Here is a 14,969-nt window from a genome sequence, read left to right as displayed (position 1 = left end):
CACGCGCCTTCAGACGGCATATGAAATGAAAATGCCGTCTGAAGGCTTTAACCGTTTCCAAAATCGCCCGCGTCAAAACCGCCGCGTCGTCGGGTAATAACACGCGGCAGACGTTCAGACGGCGCACCCGTTTCCCAAAAAACGCCGTCTGAAGTGAAAAAATATTTTAAAACAGACAGTTATATATTGACAAATTCAAACCGAGGATTTTAAAATGCTGCCAAGCCAAGCCAAGCCAAGCCAAGCCAAGCCAAGCCCTGATCTAGGCGACACAGCCGGGGCGGACACCGAGGCAATCTACACTTCAGACGGCATTACCGCCAACTCTACCCAACTCGAACAGCTCAAAAAACTCTTTCCCGCCTGTTTTGACGCAGACGGGCATTTCCTGATAGACAAATTCCAAGCCGAAATCGCGCCGCAGACCGACATCAGCCGCGAATTTTATGCAATGAACTGGCTGGGCAAATCCTATGCCCGCCTGCTTCGCAACCTGCCGCCCGAAACCCTGATAAGTGAAGACAAAACGCACAACGCCAAGCCCGAAAATGCGGGCAGCCAAAACCTGCTGATTCGCGGCGACAATTTGGAAGTGTTGAAACACTTAAAAAACGCCTACGCAAACAGCGTGAAGATGATTTATATCGACCCGCCCTACAACACGGGTTCGGACGGCTTTGTCTATCAGGACGACCGCAAATTCACACCCGCCGAACTTGCCCGCCTGGCGAATATTGACGAAGACGAAGCCGCGCGGATTTTAGATTTCACCGACAAAGGCTCAAACTCGCACAGCGCGTGGCTGACCTTTATGTATCCGCGCCTGTATGTCGCCCGCGAACTGTTAAAGGACGACGGCGTGATTTTTATCTCGATTGACGATAACGAAGCGGCGCAATTGAAGTTGCTTTGCGATGAAGTGTTTGGAGAGGGGAACTTTGTTGGGCAGATTTGCTGGCAGAAGAAAACAGGGGCTTCAGATGCTAAAGGTATTGCAACAATTACTGAATTTGTTTTGGCATATATGAAAACAGAATCTGCTCTATTTGAATTTACCGGAAATACTGAATCATTCGATTTAAATAGATATAAATATCAAGATAACTACTTTGAAGAACGTGGTGCATTTTATTATGACAATTTAGACCGTGGCACATTAGGATATATAGAATCTTTGGACTATCCAGTTAAAACTCCAGATGGGTCATTAATCTATCCAAATGGTCGTAGCAAACAATTCAATGATGGTTGGCGTTGGAAATGGAGCAAAACCAAAGTAGAAAACGGTTTAAAAAATGGATTTATTGAAGTTAGAAAAAACCAAAAAACAGGAAAATGGGGTGTTTATTACAAGATTTATCATCTAGTTGATAATGATGGAAATAAAATTGAACGTTCATCACCACATAAAAATTTAATACAAGGAATTTTAAATACTCATGCTACAAATGAAGCAAAAGAAATTTTTGGGAGTTCAGGACTATTTACAAATCCCAAACCCGTAGAGCTAGTTTCACGATTAATTTCATTTATAAATTTTGAAGACGACCTAATCCTAGACTTCTTCGCAGGCAGCGGCACAACCGCCCATGCCGTGATGCAGCTTAACGCCGAAGAACAAAACGGCAGCCGCCGCTACATCTGTGTGCAGCTTCCCGAAAAAACCGGCGAAAAGTCCGAAGCCCATAAAGCAGGCTACCCGACCATCTTCGACATCACCAAAGCCCGCATAGAAAAAGCCGCCGCCAAAATCCGCGCCGATCATCCCGATTACACGGGCGATTCGGGCTTCAAAATCTTTCAAACGGCAGACAATTTCAGGCAGCATCCGGACAAGGATTTTTCGCCCGAACAACCGGATTTGCCGCTTAACGATGAATTAAGCGAAGAACAGCTGCAAACGCTTCTGACCACCTGGACGCTGTATGACGGGGCGGCACTGACCACGCCGGTTGAGCCTGTGCGGTTGGGCAGTTATACGGCGTATTTGTGCGAAAAACGGCTGTATCTGATTAACGAGGGTTTTACTTCCGCCGATTTGTTGGCGTTTATCCGCAAGCTGGACGACGATGCGGCTTTCAATCCCAACCGCGTGATTGTGTTCGGCAGCAATATGGCAAGCGCAATGCAGCACGAACTTGACCAGGCGGTACGCGGTTATACCAATAAAAAAGAAATTGAGTTAAACGTGATTATCAGGGTTTGACGGAGAAAGTTTATGGGCGGTTTTAATTACGAGAAAAACCAGCCGCACCAGATGCGGGCGGTTTCGGCGGTTTTGGGCGTGTTTGACGGGGCAACGCCCAAATATTGGGCGGCAGACGAAAATCCCGAACTTTTGTTTGCTGCAAAACAATACGCAAACAATATCTTGAAAGTGCAAAGCCAAAACGGCATAGGCGGCCGATTCCCCGCCCGTTCGGACGACCAAAATATCCTTGATATTTCCATGGAAACGGGCACGGGCAAAACCTATACCTACACACAAACCATGTTCGAGTTGCACCGTTGGCTGGGCGTGTTCAAATTTATCGTGGTCGTGCCGACTTTGTCCATTAAGGCGGGAACGCGGCAGTTTTTGCAAAGCAAGGCTTTGGCGGAGCATTTTGAACAGGATTTCGGCGGCGATTATGAAGGCGTGCGCCTGAAAACCTATGTGGTGGAAAGCGCGAAAAAGAATAAGGGCAAAAAGTCCAATGCGCCCATCACGATTGAGCAGTTTGTCAAAGCGGAAAACAAAAAGGAAATCCATGTGCTGCTGATTAACGCGGGCATGGTTAATTCGCCGTCCATGACCGATACGGGCGACAAGGCATTGAAGGATTTGTTTGACAATCCCGTTGATGCATTGGCCGCCGTGCGCCCGTTTGTGATTGTGGACGAACCGCATAAATTCCCGACCCGGGAGAGCGCGAAAACGTGGGGCAATATCAAACGCTTAAAACCGCAATATATTTTGCGCTACGGTGCAACATTTAACGACGAATATTACAACCTGCTTTACCGTTTGATGGCAGTAGGCGCGTTTAACGACGGGCTGGTCAAAGGCGTGCGCGTGTTTCAGGAAGAAATGCAGGGAGGTATGGATGCAGCGGTAAAACTGGTGTCGTCGGACGGCAAAGAAGCGAAATTCGAATTAAACGAAAAGGACAAAAAGCAGACGTTCAAACTGGCAAAAGGCGAAGATTTGGCGAAAATCCATCCGGCCATTTCTGATTTGAAAATCGACAAAATGAATAAAACCGCGGTGGTGTTAAGCAACGGCTTGGAGTTGAAAACGGGTGCCGTCATCAACCCTTATTCCTATTCGCAAACGGTACAGGATGCGATGATGCAGCGGGCGGTTGCCGAGCATTTCAAGCTGGAACGCGAACTTTTGGCAGAACGCGCGCCACAGCCCAAAATCAAGCCGCTGACGCTGTTTTTTATTGACGATATTGTGGGCTACCGCAGCGGCAACGAGCTTTCAGGCAGCCTGAAAGATAAATTTGAAAGCTGGATCCGTGCGGAAGCGGCACGCCGCCTGGAAACGGAAAGCGACCCGTTTTACCGCAATTACCTGCAAAAGACGTTGGACGATGTATCCGCCTGCCACGGCGGCTATTTTTCCAAAGACAATACAGACAGCGACGATAAAATCGAGCAGGAAATCAATGAAATCCTGCACGATAAGGAAAAACTGCTGTCTTTGGACAACCCGCGCCGCTTTATTTTTTCCAAATGGACGCTGCGCGAAGGCTGGGATAATCCCAACGTTTTCCAGATTTGCAAACTGCGTTCCAGCGGCAGCACGACTTCCAAGCTGCAAGAAGTCGGACGCGGCCTGCGCCTGCCGGTAAACGAGCTGATGGCGCGGGTGCGCGATGTGCCGTACAAGCTGAATTATTTTGTCGATAGCAGCGAAAAAGACTTTGTGAAGCAGCTTGTCGGCGAAATCAACGACAATTCTTTTCAGGAAGAAATCCCCAAAAAGTTTACCGAGGAACTGAAACAAAAAATATTGCAAAAATACCCCGATATCAAACCGCTGGTATTGGTAAACAAACTGTTTTCAGACGGCATCATTGACGACAATGAAAACTTTACCGAAGACGGCTATGACAAATTAAAAGCCGCCTATCCCGAAGCCTTCCCCAAAGGTTTGGACAAAGGCAAAGTCAGCAACGCCAAAGACGAAGGCAAAGACACCATCATCATGCGCGAAGGCAAATATGAAGAACTCAAAGCCTTGTGGGAGCTGATTCACCATAAAGCCGTTTTGCAGTACAAAATCAAGGATGAAGCCGAATTTGCCGATTTATTTACCGCCTATTTGCGTGAAAACGCCGCCAAATTCCCGCAGGCAGGCATACGCACGGCGGTAAACGAAGCTTATATCAACAACGGGCTCATGCTTTCCCACCGCATAGACAGTTTTGAAGATGGAGATTTTATCCGTTTCAACACAATGACTTACCGCGAGTTTCTGGAAAAACTGGCACAAACGGCAAAAATCCGCATGCAGACTTTGCATCAGGCGTTTTACCGCGTCCGCGACGAACTGGACATTGGCGATTTTTTGAATATGCAGACCATCGCCCAAATCAAAAACGGCTTCAACCGGTTTTTGCTTCATCATTCCTTCCATAAATTCGAACTGGATTACCGGCTTGTCGGCAGCAAAATCCATCCGACCAAATTTACCGATAAAGACGGCAAACCGCGCGCGGTGAAAAAAGCAGATTTGGGCAGATTTGAAGATACTAAGAACCGGCCTGCCGCCGGCTATCTCTTCGGCGAGATTTTCTACGATTCGGATATAGAACATGAAAATGTCGCCAACAACCAAATTGAAGGCGTAACCGTATTCACTAAAATACCGAGAAACTCCATCAAAATCCCTGTTGCCGGCGGCGGCACGTATTCGCCCGATTTTGCCTATATCGTGAAAACCAAAAGCGGCGAGATTCTGAACTTTGTGATTGAAGCCAAAGGGACTGACGGGGCGGAAGATTTGCGAAAAAGCGAAGAGCGGAAAATCAAACATACCGAAAAGCTGTTTGCCGAGATTTCCAAAGAAATCAAGGTGGTGTTCAAAACGCAGTTTGACGGCGAGAGGATAGCCGAACTGATCGGGCAAAATATGCCCGCAGGCGGGCATTCTGAAAACGGACGTTAAAGAACAGATGTCTGGGGCGCGGGCTGCCGGCTTCGGGCTTTTAAAATGCCGTCTGAAACGCCAAACGGGCTTCAGACGGCATTTTTGACGGTGGAGGTTTATGCGCCGCAGGTTTTCGGCTTGTTCGCCAGAATGTTGATGACTTTGCGTTCGGCTTTTTGCGGCTCGATTTTGATTTCGCTCTCATCTTCTTCGCTGCCGTCTGAAAAACGTTCGGGCATTTTTTCGCTGTCAAACGCCAAATCGCCGCCGTGTTTCAGGCTTTGACCGCGTTCCAATCCGACAAAGTCAAAGAGTTCGGTATCGGCAAGGTGGGAAGGGACGACGTTTTGTAGGGCGGAGAACATCGATTCGATACGGCCGGGGAAGCGTTTGTCCCAATCGCGCAGCATATCGCCGATGACTTGGCGTTGCAGGTTGGGCTGCGAGCCGCAAAGGTTGCACGGGATGATGGGGAATTGCTTTAATTCGGCGTATTTGATTAAGTCTTTTTCTTTCACATAAGCCAAGGGGCGGATGACGATGTGTTCGCCGTTATCGCTCACCAGCTTGGGCGGCATGGCTTTGAGTTTGCCGCCGTAAAACATATTTAAAAACATGGTGGCGAGGATGTCGTCGCGGTGGTGTCCCAAGGCGATTTTGGTGCAGCCCAATTCTTTTGCGGTGCGGTAGAGGATGCCGCGGCGCAGGCGGCTGCACAGCGAACAAGTCGTTTTGCCTTCGTCCAATACGCGTTTGACGGTGGAGTAGGTGTCTTCTTCGACGATTTTGTACGGCACGCCTATGCTTTCGAGATAAGTCGGCAATACTTCTTCGGGGAAGCCCGGCTGCTTTTGGTCGAGATTGACGGCAACCAGTTCGAAATCAATCGGCGCGCTGGCTTGGAGCTGGCGCAGGATGTCTAACAGGGCATAGCTGTCTTTGCCGCCGGAGAGACAGACCATGATTTTGTCGCCCGGCTCGATCATGTTGAAATCGTTAATCGCGTCGCCGACGGCGTGGCGCAGGCGTTTGCTGAGTTTGTTGTTTTCCAGTTCTTGTTTGGTTTTTTTGGACATGGCGGTGGTTTGAAAAATTAGGGATGCGGCATTGTAACCGAAAACAGGGGCGGTTTTAAAATGCCGTCTGAAAAAGGTTCCGACGGCATTGGAGGGCTTATTCTGCATTTTCGGTTTTAAAGAAGAGATGAACCGCTTTGAAGATACCGCCGTTTGGGACGGTCAGTTCTTTTTGTGCGGCGGAGAATTTAATTACGGCAAGGGCGGTAAAGTTTTCCGAACCTTTAACGCAGTCGAGTACGATGCCGGCCTCTTCGCCGTCCGCCGTCAGCAGGATGCCCGCTTCGGCTGCCGAGTTTCCCGACAACACCGCCAAGCCGCGTTTGACCTGACCGCGATATTGGGCGCGCGCGATGATTTCCTGACCGGGGTAGCAGCCTTTTTTGAAGTGTACGCCGCCGATGATGTGCTGGTTGAGCATTTGGGCGACGGCGGTTTCTTTGGTAGCCGCGCATATCCACGGATAACCGCTGCGGATTTCGTGCAGCCGCCACGCGCTTTCGGCAGCGGCATCATAAGGTGGCAGGGCGGTTTCGGGGGCGATGTGCAAAATGCCCCGATGGGGCAGGACGACGGAACAGATGCCGTCTGAAACACATTCGGCGGTAAAGGCAAGGCAGGGTTCTTGCGCGGCAAGCGGTTCGGCGGATGCTGCCAATTCCGCGCCGACGGCGTAATCTTCAAGGATTTCAAAAACGACTTTGGCACGCAACACAAACATCCGCAGGCGTTTGACCGTTGCTTCAAGCAGGTCTTGCGCCATAATCAGCAGCAAATCGTCCCCACGGTTGACGACAATCATATTGGCGATGACGCGGCCTTTGGGCGTGTTGTAAGTCGCGTAACACGCCTGCCCAGTCTGAAGATTATTGATGTCGTTGGAAAGCTGTCCGTGCAGGAAGGTTTGGCGGTCTTCGCCGCTGACGCGCGCCACGCCGAAAAAGGGCAGTAAGGTTTTCATCATTTGCGTACTCTGAAATATAAGGAAATCTGTTTATGCAGTTGCCGCGTCTTTCTTCACGGCGGTTATTTTGATTTCGACGCGCCACTCCGGACGGGCGAGCCGCGCTTCCACGCAGGCGCGGGCGGGCGTTCTGCCGGCGGCAACCCAAGCGTCCCAAACTTCGTTCATCGCGGCATAGTCGCCCATGTCGCGCAGATAAATGACCGCATCCAAAACGTGCGCTTTATCCGAGCCGCATTCCGCCAGCCAGCGGTCGATTTGGGCAAGCACGTCGGCAGTCTGTTCGGCAGCCGTTTCACCGTTTTCGGGAACCATGCCGGAGAAGAAAATCAAGCCGCCCGCGCAAACCGCTTCGGAATAGCGGGGCGTAGTGCCGAAATATCGGATATCCATCACGTCGTCCTTTCACAAAGGGGATATATGGTAACATTGCGTTTGACCGATTTCCATGTTTTGCATGACGAAAAATGAGTAAACACACTTATCCGATAACACCTGCCGTGCGCGTTTTGCGTGAAAACGGCATCGAATTTGAACCTTTTACCTATGCCTATGAGGAACACGGCGGCACGGCGCAGTTTTCCCGATTGTTCGGCAAAGACGAACACTTGGTCATTAAAACCATTGTTTTGCAAGATGAAAATGGTAAGGGGCTGATTGTCTTGATGCACGGCGACAAACAGATCTCAACCCGTAATCTGGCACGGCATTTGGGTGTGAAACACATCGAACCCGCCACGCCCGCGCAGGCAAACAAGTGGACGGGCTATCTGGTCGGCGGCACAACGCCGTTCGGCATCAGGACAAAGTTGGATATTTACGTCGAACAGTCGGTGATGGATTTGGAAACCATCTATATCAATGGCGGAAAACGCGGGTTCATTATCGGCATCCGTCCCGGAGATTTAAATATTTTGAACCCGAAAACAATACAGGCGGCGGTTTGACGGGGGAGTATAAAGGAGCAATATGGACAAAGATTTGTATGCCGTATTGGGCGTGTCGCCGCAGGCGGGGGCGGACGAAATCAAACGCGCCTACCGCAAGCTGGCGATGAAATACCATCCCGACCGCAATCCGGGCAATCCGCAGGCTGAAGAAAAATTCAAAGAAATCCAACGGGCTTACGATACGCTTTCCGACCTGTCGAAACGGACGCAATACGACGCATCCTTCAGACGGCATAATGAACGCGAGCGGCAGGAAGAGGCATTCCGCCGCGAACAGGCGCGCAGGGAGCAGTTTTACCGCGAACAGATGCGCCGCGAACAGGCGTTCGGACGGGCGTTTGAACGGCAGGCTTCACGTTCGCGCCATGCTTACGAACCGTCCGGCGGCGGAAGCGGACGCAACTATGTCCTCGCCGCCTACATCCTGTTCGGTTTGGGTGCAATCATGCAGTTTATGCCCATAGTCGGCGTGATTCTCGCCTATATGAAACGGAACAGTTTGGACAGCATTATCTATGCCGCACATACCGAATACCTGATTAAAACCTTTTGGCGCACATTTTGGCTTTATCTTGTGGGCGCGCTGACTGCCCGTTTCGGCATCGGCGTACTGATTATTATTGCAACGACCGTCTGGTATTTCTACCGCATTATCGCCGGCTTTATACGCTTCAACGACGGCAGGGCGGTCGCACCTGAGAAATGGATATAGTATGGCTTACCTGTTAATCAGCATCGTGTTCAGCGTGTCGGTTTCCATTTTGCTGAAAATGGCAAGGAAGAAAAAAATCGACATCGCGCAGGCGGTCGCCGTCAATTATGTGGTCGCGGTCATACTGACCCTGCTGGTATTGAAGCCGGATGTCGGCAATATCGGCGCATTTTTGCCGACATGGTGGCTGTTTGCCGCTTTGGGCGTGCTGCTGCCGTCCGTATTTGTCATTATGGGCAAATCCGTAGAAGCCGCCGGTATCGTCAAATCCGACGCGGCGCAGCGTTTGTCGCTGTTTTTGCCGATTGTTGCCGCACTGACGCTGTTTGGCGAAAAACTCAGCGAAGGCAAACTAATCGGGCTGTGCCTCGCCTTTGCCGCGCTGTTCTGTCTGCTTTGGAAACACGGCGGTGGCAAAAAATTAGGCAGCGCGTGGCGGCAGGCGGTATTGCTGCTGGGCGTGTGGGCAGGTTACGGCACTATCGATATCTTGTTTAAGCAGCTTGCCAAAAGCGGCACGGCATTTGCGGGCAACCTGCTGATTGCATTTGCTTTGTCCGGTATTTTGATATTTGCCTACCTATTGTCCAAATCAGTCAAATGGCGCATTGAGAGTGTGGTTGGCGGCGCACTATTGGGCGGTTTGAACTTCATGAATATCGTAACCTACATCACCGCGCACCAAATGATGAAGGATAATCCAACCTTGGTTTTTGCCGGTATGAATATCGGTGTGATTGTTTTGGGTACGCTTTCGGGCGCACTGTTTTTTAAGGAAAAAATCAACACAATCAATACGGCGGGAATCGTGTTGGCACTGTGTTCTATCGCCTGCCTGTTTTATTGGGGGGAAGTCAAGGCACTGTTCGGCATATAATCCGGCTGATTGATATAACAAAATGCCGTCTGAAGCAACATTCCTGCTTTAGACGGCATTTGTCTGCAACGTTACAGATGGGGGTTCATCAGGTTTTCAGGAGAGAGGATGCGGTTGAGTTCTTCTTCGCTCAACAGCCCGCGTTCCAAAACGACCTCACGCACGCCTTTGCCGGTTTGGGCGCAGATTTTGCCGACCAAATCGCCGTTGTGGTGTCCGATATATGGGTTCAGATAAGTAACCAGCCCGATGGAGTTGAAGACATACCGCTCGCAGATTTCGCGGTTGACCGTAATGCCTTTGACGCATTTGTCGGACAGGTTGACTGCGGCATTGCCCAAGAGGGAAATGGTTTCAAACATACATTGGGCGATGACCGGCTCCATCACGTTCAGTTGCAACTGACCTGCTTCGGCGGCGAAAGTGATGGTGGTGTCGTTGCCGATGACTTTGAAGCAGACTTGGTTGACCACTTCGGGAATCACGGGATTGACTTTGGCGGGCATAATGGAAGAACCGGCCTGCAATTCGGGCAGGTTGATTTCTTTCAAGCCGGCACGCGGGCCGGAAGAGAGCAGGCGCAAGTCGTTGCAGATTTTGGAGAGTTTGACCGCCGTGCGTTTCAATGCGCCGTGTACCATTACATATGCGCCGCAGTCGGAGGTCGCTTCGATCAGGTTTTCAGTCAGTTTGCAAGATAAGCCGCTGACTTCGGAGAGTTTTTTGACCACCAGTTCCGCATAGCCTTTGGGCGTGTTCACGCCCGTGCCGATTGCCGTTGCGCCTAAATTGACTTCCAAGAGCAGTTGGCGGGTGCGGTCGAGGTTGAGGATTTCTTCTTCCAACAATACTTGGAAAGATTGAAACTCTTGTCCGGCCGTCATCGGTACGGCATCTTGAAGCTGGGTGCGGCCCATTTTCAAAACGTCTTTAAATTCTTCGGCTTTGGCGGCAAAGGCGTTTTTCAATACGGTCAGTTTTTCCAGCAATTCGCCGATGCTGTAATACACGGCAAGGCGGAAGCCCGTGGGATAGGCGTCGTTGGTGGATTGGCTGGCGTTGACGTGATCCATCGGATTGACGATGTCGTAGCGGCCTTTCTCATATCCCAAGGCTTCCAATGCAAGGTTGGCGATGACTTCGTTGGTGTTCATATTGACCGAAGTACCTGCGCCGCCCTGATACACGTCGGACGGGAATTGGTCGAGGCAGCGGTTGTTCAGCAGAACTTCGTCGCAAGCCTTTTCAATGGCGGCGGCGATTTCGGGTTTTACTGCACCCAATTCTCCGTTTGCCTGCGCGGTCGCTTTTTTGACCATCACCATACTGCGGACAAACTGCGGCACGTCGGAAATTTTTTGTGTGGAAATTTTAAAGTTTTCAATGGCGCGCAGAGTGTGGATGCCCCAATATACTTCGGCGGGAATCTCGCGGTCGCCCAATAAGTCGTGTTCGATACGGACAGTCATGTTTTTACCTTTGTAAGTCGGATAATTAATATTGAAAAAATGCGTCATCGGAAAGATGCCGCAGTAGGACGAACACTATACCAGTTGGGCGGTATTGTCTATGGTGTTTTCAAGAACAATGCCGTCTGAACGCAGAAGTGCCGCGTCTTAAGGATGCTGCTCCGGCAGGTCTGCCAGCGTTTTCCGCGCCAGCGTCGCACCGAGGTTATGGCGGTGCAGCCCCAAAACGATGCCCGTCCACACACCGCGTCCGCTCGGGCCGGTCAGCAGCGCAACGCCTCCGGTCAGCCATTGGTAGAGGGAATGCGGAAGCACATGGACGGAATATGCCGCATCATGCCTGCCGCGATAACGGACACGCCCGAACGCACCATAAACAACCAGTTCCTTATCATCGATATAAACCGATTTGCACGTCGTCAGCGCATACCACCAACGCTCCATGCGCCACATCCAAAACACGGAAAAACCCGCCGTCAAGACGCTGTAAACCGAATCGGATACGGGAGGAACACCCCATTCGAGCAACTGGTTTCCGCCGCCCATCCAAAGCAGCAGACCGAAAAACAGCGCAAGCAGCGGCTGAAACAACCTGCCGCGCAGAACGGAATGCCGGAACAGCAGCCCTTCGCCCGCAACAGAAACCCCGAACGGCAAATCACGTTTTAAGGTTCTGATGTATTCGGAAAGGTTGGTCGGATTGAGATGCGGTGCAGCCATATCGGTTTTCGGTTTGCAGCATGTCGAACAATGCCGTTTGAAGGGATACACCTTTTTAGTCCTTACAGGCTTAGGAAGAGGGTAAAACATACCGCAAAACATACCACAAAAAACGGTAACAGATAGTTGTAAACGGTTGATGACGATTATAGACAATAACAGGTTTTCCCAATGAAATTATTGTTTGAATAATAAAAAATCCCAAACTGTAAAAGCTTGGGATTCGTATTTGGCAGAGAGGAAGGGATTCGAACCCTCGATACGCTATTCACGTATACACGCTTTCCAGGCGTGCGACTTAAACCACTCATCCACCTCTCTAATGGCGGAAATTATCCCAATCGGGACAATTTGTTATTTGGTGCCCGGGAGAAGACTCGAACTTCCACACCTGTGAGGATACCAGCACCTGAAGCTGGCGCGTCTACCAATTCCGCCACCCGGGCAATCTAAATATTGAAATAAAGCAAAGCATTTGATTTGGTGCCCGGGAGAAGACTCGAACTTCCACACCCGTGAGGATACTAGCACCTGAAGCTAGCGCGTCTACCAATTCCGCCACCCGGGCTTTGCTTTATTTACTGTTTTGCGGTACAGTGTCCTTCCGCAAAGAAGTCGCTATTATATAGGTCATAAAAAGAATGTCAACGGTCAAAATGAACAAAAATATTAAATATTTAAATTTACGGGAAAAAGACCCGTTTTTGAGTCGGGAGAAACAGTGTTATGAACATCCCTTGCCAAGTAGGGAATGGATTGTCGAGCTGCTTGAACGTGAAGGCGTACCGTCCAAGATTGAAGCTTTGGCACGCGAATTGTCGATTAAGGAAGAAGAGTACGAATTTTTCGAACGTCGTCTGAAAGCGATGGCGCGGGACGGTCAGGTTTTAATCAACCGCAGGGGCGCGGTTTGCGCGGCGGACAAATTGGATTTGGTAAAATGCCGCGTCGAGGCGCATAAGGACGGTTTCGGCTTCGCCGTACCGCTCACACCCACCAAAGACGGCGATTTCGTTTTATACGAACGCCAAATGCGCGGCATCATGCACGGCGACATTGTTACCGTCCGCCCCGCCGGTATCGACCGCAGAGGCCGCCGCGAAGGTACGGTTTTGGATATTGTAGAACGCGCGCAAAGCAAAGTGGTCGGCCGTTTCTATATGGATCGCGGCGTAGCGATTTTGGAAGCGGAAGATAAACGCTTGAATCAAAGCATCGTCTTGGAACCTGACAGCGTCGCGCATTTCAAACCCGAAATCGGTCAGGTCATCGTCGGCGAAATCGAGACTTATCCTGAGCAAAACCGCCCAGCCGTAGCGAAAATCATTGAAGTATTGGGCGATTATGCCGACAGCGGCATGGAAATCGAAATTGCCGTGCGCAAACACCATTTACCACACCAATTCAGCGAAGCGTGTGCCAAAGCTGCAAAAAAAATTCCCGACCATGTACGCAAAAGCGATTTGAAAGGCCGCGTCGATTTGCGCGACCTGCCTTTGGTAACGATAGACGGCGAAACGGCGCGCGATTTCGACGATGCCGTGTTTGCTGAAAAAGTCGGACGCAATTACCGTCTGGTTGTGGCGATTGCTGATGTCAGCCATTATGTCCGCCCCGATGACGCTATCGATACGGACGCACAGGAACGCAGCACCAGTGTTTACTTCCCGCGCCGTGTGATTCCGATGCTGCCGGAAAACCTGTCCAACGGCATTTGCTCGCTCAATCCCGATGTCGAGCGTTTGTGTATGGTGTGCGATATGGTCATCACTTATGCGGGCAATATTAAAGAATACCGCTTCTACCCCGCCGTGATGCGCTCTCATGCCCGTCTGACTTACAATCAAGTCTGGGATTGGATTTCAGACGGCCTCGACCATCCGCACAAAGCCCAAATCGACACCCTCTACAAACTCTTCAAAATCCTTCAGAAAAAACGCTTCGAACGCGGCGCGGTGGAGTTTGAAAGCGTCGAAACCCAAATGCTTTTCGACGACAACGGCAAAATTGAAAAAATCGTCCCCGTCGTCCGCAACGATGCCCACAAGCTGATTGAAGAATGTATGCTGGCGGCGAATGTTTGCGCGGCAGAGTTTTTGCTGAAAAACAAACATACGGCTTTGTTCCGCAACCATTTGGGTCCCACGCCCGAAAAACTCGCCACCCTGCGCGAGCAGCTCGGTCTGTTGGGGCTTCAACTTGGCGGCGGCAACAACCCGACGCCGAAAGACTATGCCGCGCTTGCCGAACAATTCAAAGGCAGACCCGATGCCGAATTGCTGCAAGTCATGATGTTGCGCTCCATGCAGCAGGCGGTTTACGAACCGCATTGCGAAGGGCATTTCGGTTTGGCTTATGAAGCATACGCCCACTTCACTTCCCCCATCCGCCGCTATCCCGACCTGACCGTCCATCGCGCCATCAAAGCTGTATTGGACAAGCAGACCTACACGCCAAACAAAAGCTGGCAGGCTTTGGGCGTGCATACTTCGTTTTGCGAACGCCGTGCCGACGACGCCAGCCGCGACGTGGAAAACTGGCTGAAAACCTATTATATGCGCGATAAAGTTGGCGAAATATTCGAAGGCAAAATCTCCGGCATGACCAACTTCGGCCTCTTCGTTACCTTGGACGGCATCCACATTGACGGCTTGGTACACATCAGCGATTTGGGCGAAGACTATTTCAATTTCCGCCCCGAAATCATGGCGATAGAAGGCGAACGCAGCGGAATCCGTTTCAACATGGGGGATAGGGTTACCGTTAAAGTTGCCCGTGCTGATTTGAATACCAGTAAAATCGATTTTATTTTGATTTCAGGAGGAGTTGCGGGCAGGCGGCGGAAGATTAAATCATCCCAATATGCCAAGCCGGCAAAGGCGGTTGGGCAAAGCAAGCTGAAAACTGTTGCAAAGAAAAAAGCAGCCCGAGACTGCAAGGCAAAGGAAAGAGGTAAGTCTGTTGCCGCGCTGCCGAAGAAAAAGGCAAAAAAATCGGTTTCGATTAAAATAAAAAAAACGAAAGGTAAATAATACGGGTTGGAGCGGGCAGTAGAAGCGTT

Annotated in this window: 11 protein-coding genes and 3 tRNA genes; 6 read left to right on the top strand and 8 right to left on the bottom strand. The window is 50.6% G+C overall.

Features of this window, described 5'->3' with window-relative positions:
- Positions 1-214: 214 nt before the first annotated feature.
- Together DBY86_RS03465 and DBY86_RS03460 are read left to right on the top strand one after the other, a co-directional pair.
- On the top strand, positions 215-2,206 hold the full coding sequence (locus DBY86_RS03465; protein WP_107818927.1) for a site-specific DNA-methyltransferase: 1,992 nt from the start codon (positions 215-217) through the stop codon (positions 2,204-2,206).
- Positions 2,207-2,218: 12 nt separating this feature from the next.
- Entirely contained in the window at positions 2,219-5,158 is a 2,940-nt protein-coding gene (locus DBY86_RS03460) for a type III restriction-modification system endonuclease (RefSeq protein ID WP_107818926.1), read from the top strand.
- A 98-nt stretch (positions 5,159-5,256) separates the two neighbouring features.
- Here DBY86_RS03460 and ttcA read toward each other — a convergent pair whose 3' ends face one another.
- The 3 genes from ttcA to DBY86_RS03445 form a co-directional block, all read right to left on the bottom strand.
- Entirely contained in the window at positions 5,257-6,216 is a 960-nt protein-coding gene (gene ttcA, locus DBY86_RS03455; RefSeq protein WP_002256663.1) for a tRNA 2-thiocytidine(32) synthetase TtcA, read from the bottom strand.
- Positions 6,217-6,313: 97 nt separating this feature from the next.
- A complete protein-coding gene (gene ygfZ / locus DBY86_RS03450; protein ID WP_199901042.1) occupies positions 6,314-7,177 on the bottom strand; it encodes a CAF17-like 4Fe-4S cluster assembly/insertion protein YgfZ in 864 nt (287 codons plus the stop codon).
- A 33-nt stretch (positions 7,178-7,210) separates the two neighbouring features.
- Complete coding sequence (locus DBY86_RS03445) at positions 7,211-7,573, bottom strand: RidA family protein (RefSeq protein ID WP_107818924.1); 363 nt, start codon at positions 7,571-7,573, stop codon at positions 7,211-7,213.
- A 74-nt stretch (positions 7,574-7,647) separates the two neighbouring features.
- Between DBY86_RS03445 and ybaK the strand changes: the two genes are divergently transcribed.
- Genes ybaK through DBY86_RS03430 form a run of 3 tightly spaced genes read left to right on the top strand, consistent with a single transcriptional unit; the run spans position 7,648 to position 9,719 of the window.
- Positions 7,648-8,127 carry a Cys-tRNA(Pro) deacylase gene (ybaK, locus tag DBY86_RS03440; protein WP_107818923.1) on the top strand — a complete coding sequence of 160 codons (480 nt, stop codon included), beginning with the start codon at positions 7,648-7,650 and terminating at the stop codon, positions 8,125-8,127.
- Positions 8,128-8,149: 22 nt separating this feature from the next.
- Positions 8,150-8,842, top strand: coding sequence for a DnaJ domain-containing protein (locus DBY86_RS03435; RefSeq protein WP_107818922.1), 693 nt, complete (start codon positions 8,150-8,152; stop codon positions 8,840-8,842).
- A gap of 1 nt (position 8,843) precedes the next feature.
- Positions 8,844-9,719 carry a DMT family transporter gene (locus tag DBY86_RS03430; RefSeq protein ID WP_107818921.1) on the top strand — a complete coding sequence of 292 codons (876 nt, stop codon included), beginning with the start codon at positions 8,844-8,846 and terminating at the stop codon, positions 9,717-9,719.
- A 71-nt stretch (positions 9,720-9,790) separates the two neighbouring features.
- Here the strand turns inward: DBY86_RS03430 and aspA are convergent, their stop codons facing one another.
- From aspA to DBY86_RS03405, 5 genes are all read right to left on the bottom strand, one after another.
- Positions 9,791-11,188, bottom strand: a complete 1,398-nt coding sequence (aspA, locus tag DBY86_RS03425) for an aspartate ammonia-lyase (RefSeq protein ID WP_107819036.1) — start codon at positions 11,186-11,188, stop codon at positions 9,791-9,793.
- A gap of 147 nt (positions 11,189-11,335) precedes the next feature.
- A complete protein-coding gene (locus tag DBY86_RS03420; RefSeq protein ID WP_199901036.1) occupies positions 11,336-11,908 on the bottom strand; it encodes a hypothetical protein in 573 nt (190 codons plus the stop codon).
- A 230-nt stretch (positions 11,909-12,138) separates the two neighbouring features.
- Positions 12,139-12,229 (bottom strand) — tRNA-Ser (locus tag DBY86_RS03415).
- Positions 12,230-12,267: 38 nt separating this feature from the next.
- Positions 12,268-12,354, bottom strand: a tRNA-Leu gene (locus DBY86_RS03410).
- A 35-nt stretch (positions 12,355-12,389) separates the two neighbouring features.
- Positions 12,390-12,476 (bottom strand) — tRNA-Leu (locus DBY86_RS03405).
- Between the two features lie 88 nt (positions 12,477-12,564).
- Here DBY86_RS03405 and rnr point away from each other — a divergent pair.
- Positions 12,565-14,940 (top strand): ribonuclease R, encoded by a 2,376-nt coding sequence (gene rnr, locus DBY86_RS03400; protein WP_107819035.1) that lies wholly within the window; start codon positions 12,565-12,567, stop codon positions 14,938-14,940.
- The last annotated feature ends 29 nt before the right edge of the window (positions 14,941-14,969 follow it).

It is taken from the genome of Neisseria bergeri, assembly GCA_003044455.1.
Taxonomy (GTDB): domain Bacteria; phylum Pseudomonadota; class Gammaproteobacteria; order Burkholderiales; family Neisseriaceae; genus Neisseria; species Neisseria bergeri.
The sequence above is the reverse complement of the archived record's forward strand: the minus strand, read 5'-3'. Positions and strand labels throughout refer to the sequence as shown.

Excerpts from the sequence above, each read along its gene's own strand:
- DBY86_RS03465 (WP_107818927.1), top strand. The coding sequence starts at position 215 with ATGCTGCCAAGCCAAGCCAAGCCAAGCCAAGCCAAGCCAAGCCCTGAT.
- DBY86_RS03460 (WP_107818926.1), top strand. The coding sequence starts at position 2,219 with ATGGGCGGTTTTAATTACGAGAAAAACCAGCCGCACCAGATGCGGGCG.
- ttcA (WP_002256663.1), bottom strand. The coding sequence starts at position 6,216 with ATGTCCAAAAAAACCAAACAAGAACTGGAAAACAACAAACTCAGCAAA.
- ygfZ (WP_199901042.1), bottom strand. The coding sequence starts at position 7,177 with ATGAAAACCTTACTGCCCTTTTTCGGCGTGGCGCGCGTCAGCGGCGAA.
- DBY86_RS03445 (WP_107818924.1), bottom strand. The coding sequence starts at position 7,573 with ATGGATATCCGATATTTCGGCACTACGCCCCGCTATTCCGAAGCGGTT.
- ybaK (WP_107818923.1), top strand. The coding sequence starts at position 7,648 with ATGAGTAAACACACTTATCCGATAACACCTGCCGTGCGCGTTTTGCGT.
- DBY86_RS03435 (WP_107818922.1), top strand. The coding sequence starts at position 8,150 with ATGGACAAAGATTTGTATGCCGTATTGGGCGTGTCGCCGCAGGCGGGG.
- DBY86_RS03430 (WP_107818921.1), top strand. The coding sequence starts at position 8,844 with ATGGCTTACCTGTTAATCAGCATCGTGTTCAGCGTGTCGGTTTCCATT.
- aspA (WP_107819036.1), bottom strand. The coding sequence starts at position 11,188 with ATGACTGTCCGTATCGAACACGACTTATTGGGCGACCGCGAGATTCCC.
- DBY86_RS03420 (WP_199901036.1), bottom strand. The coding sequence starts at position 11,908 with ATGGCTGCACCGCATCTCAATCCGACCAACCTTTCCGAATACATCAGA.
- rnr (WP_107819035.1), top strand. The coding sequence starts at position 12,565 with ATGAACAAAAATATTAAATATTTAAATTTACGGGAAAAAGACCCGTTT.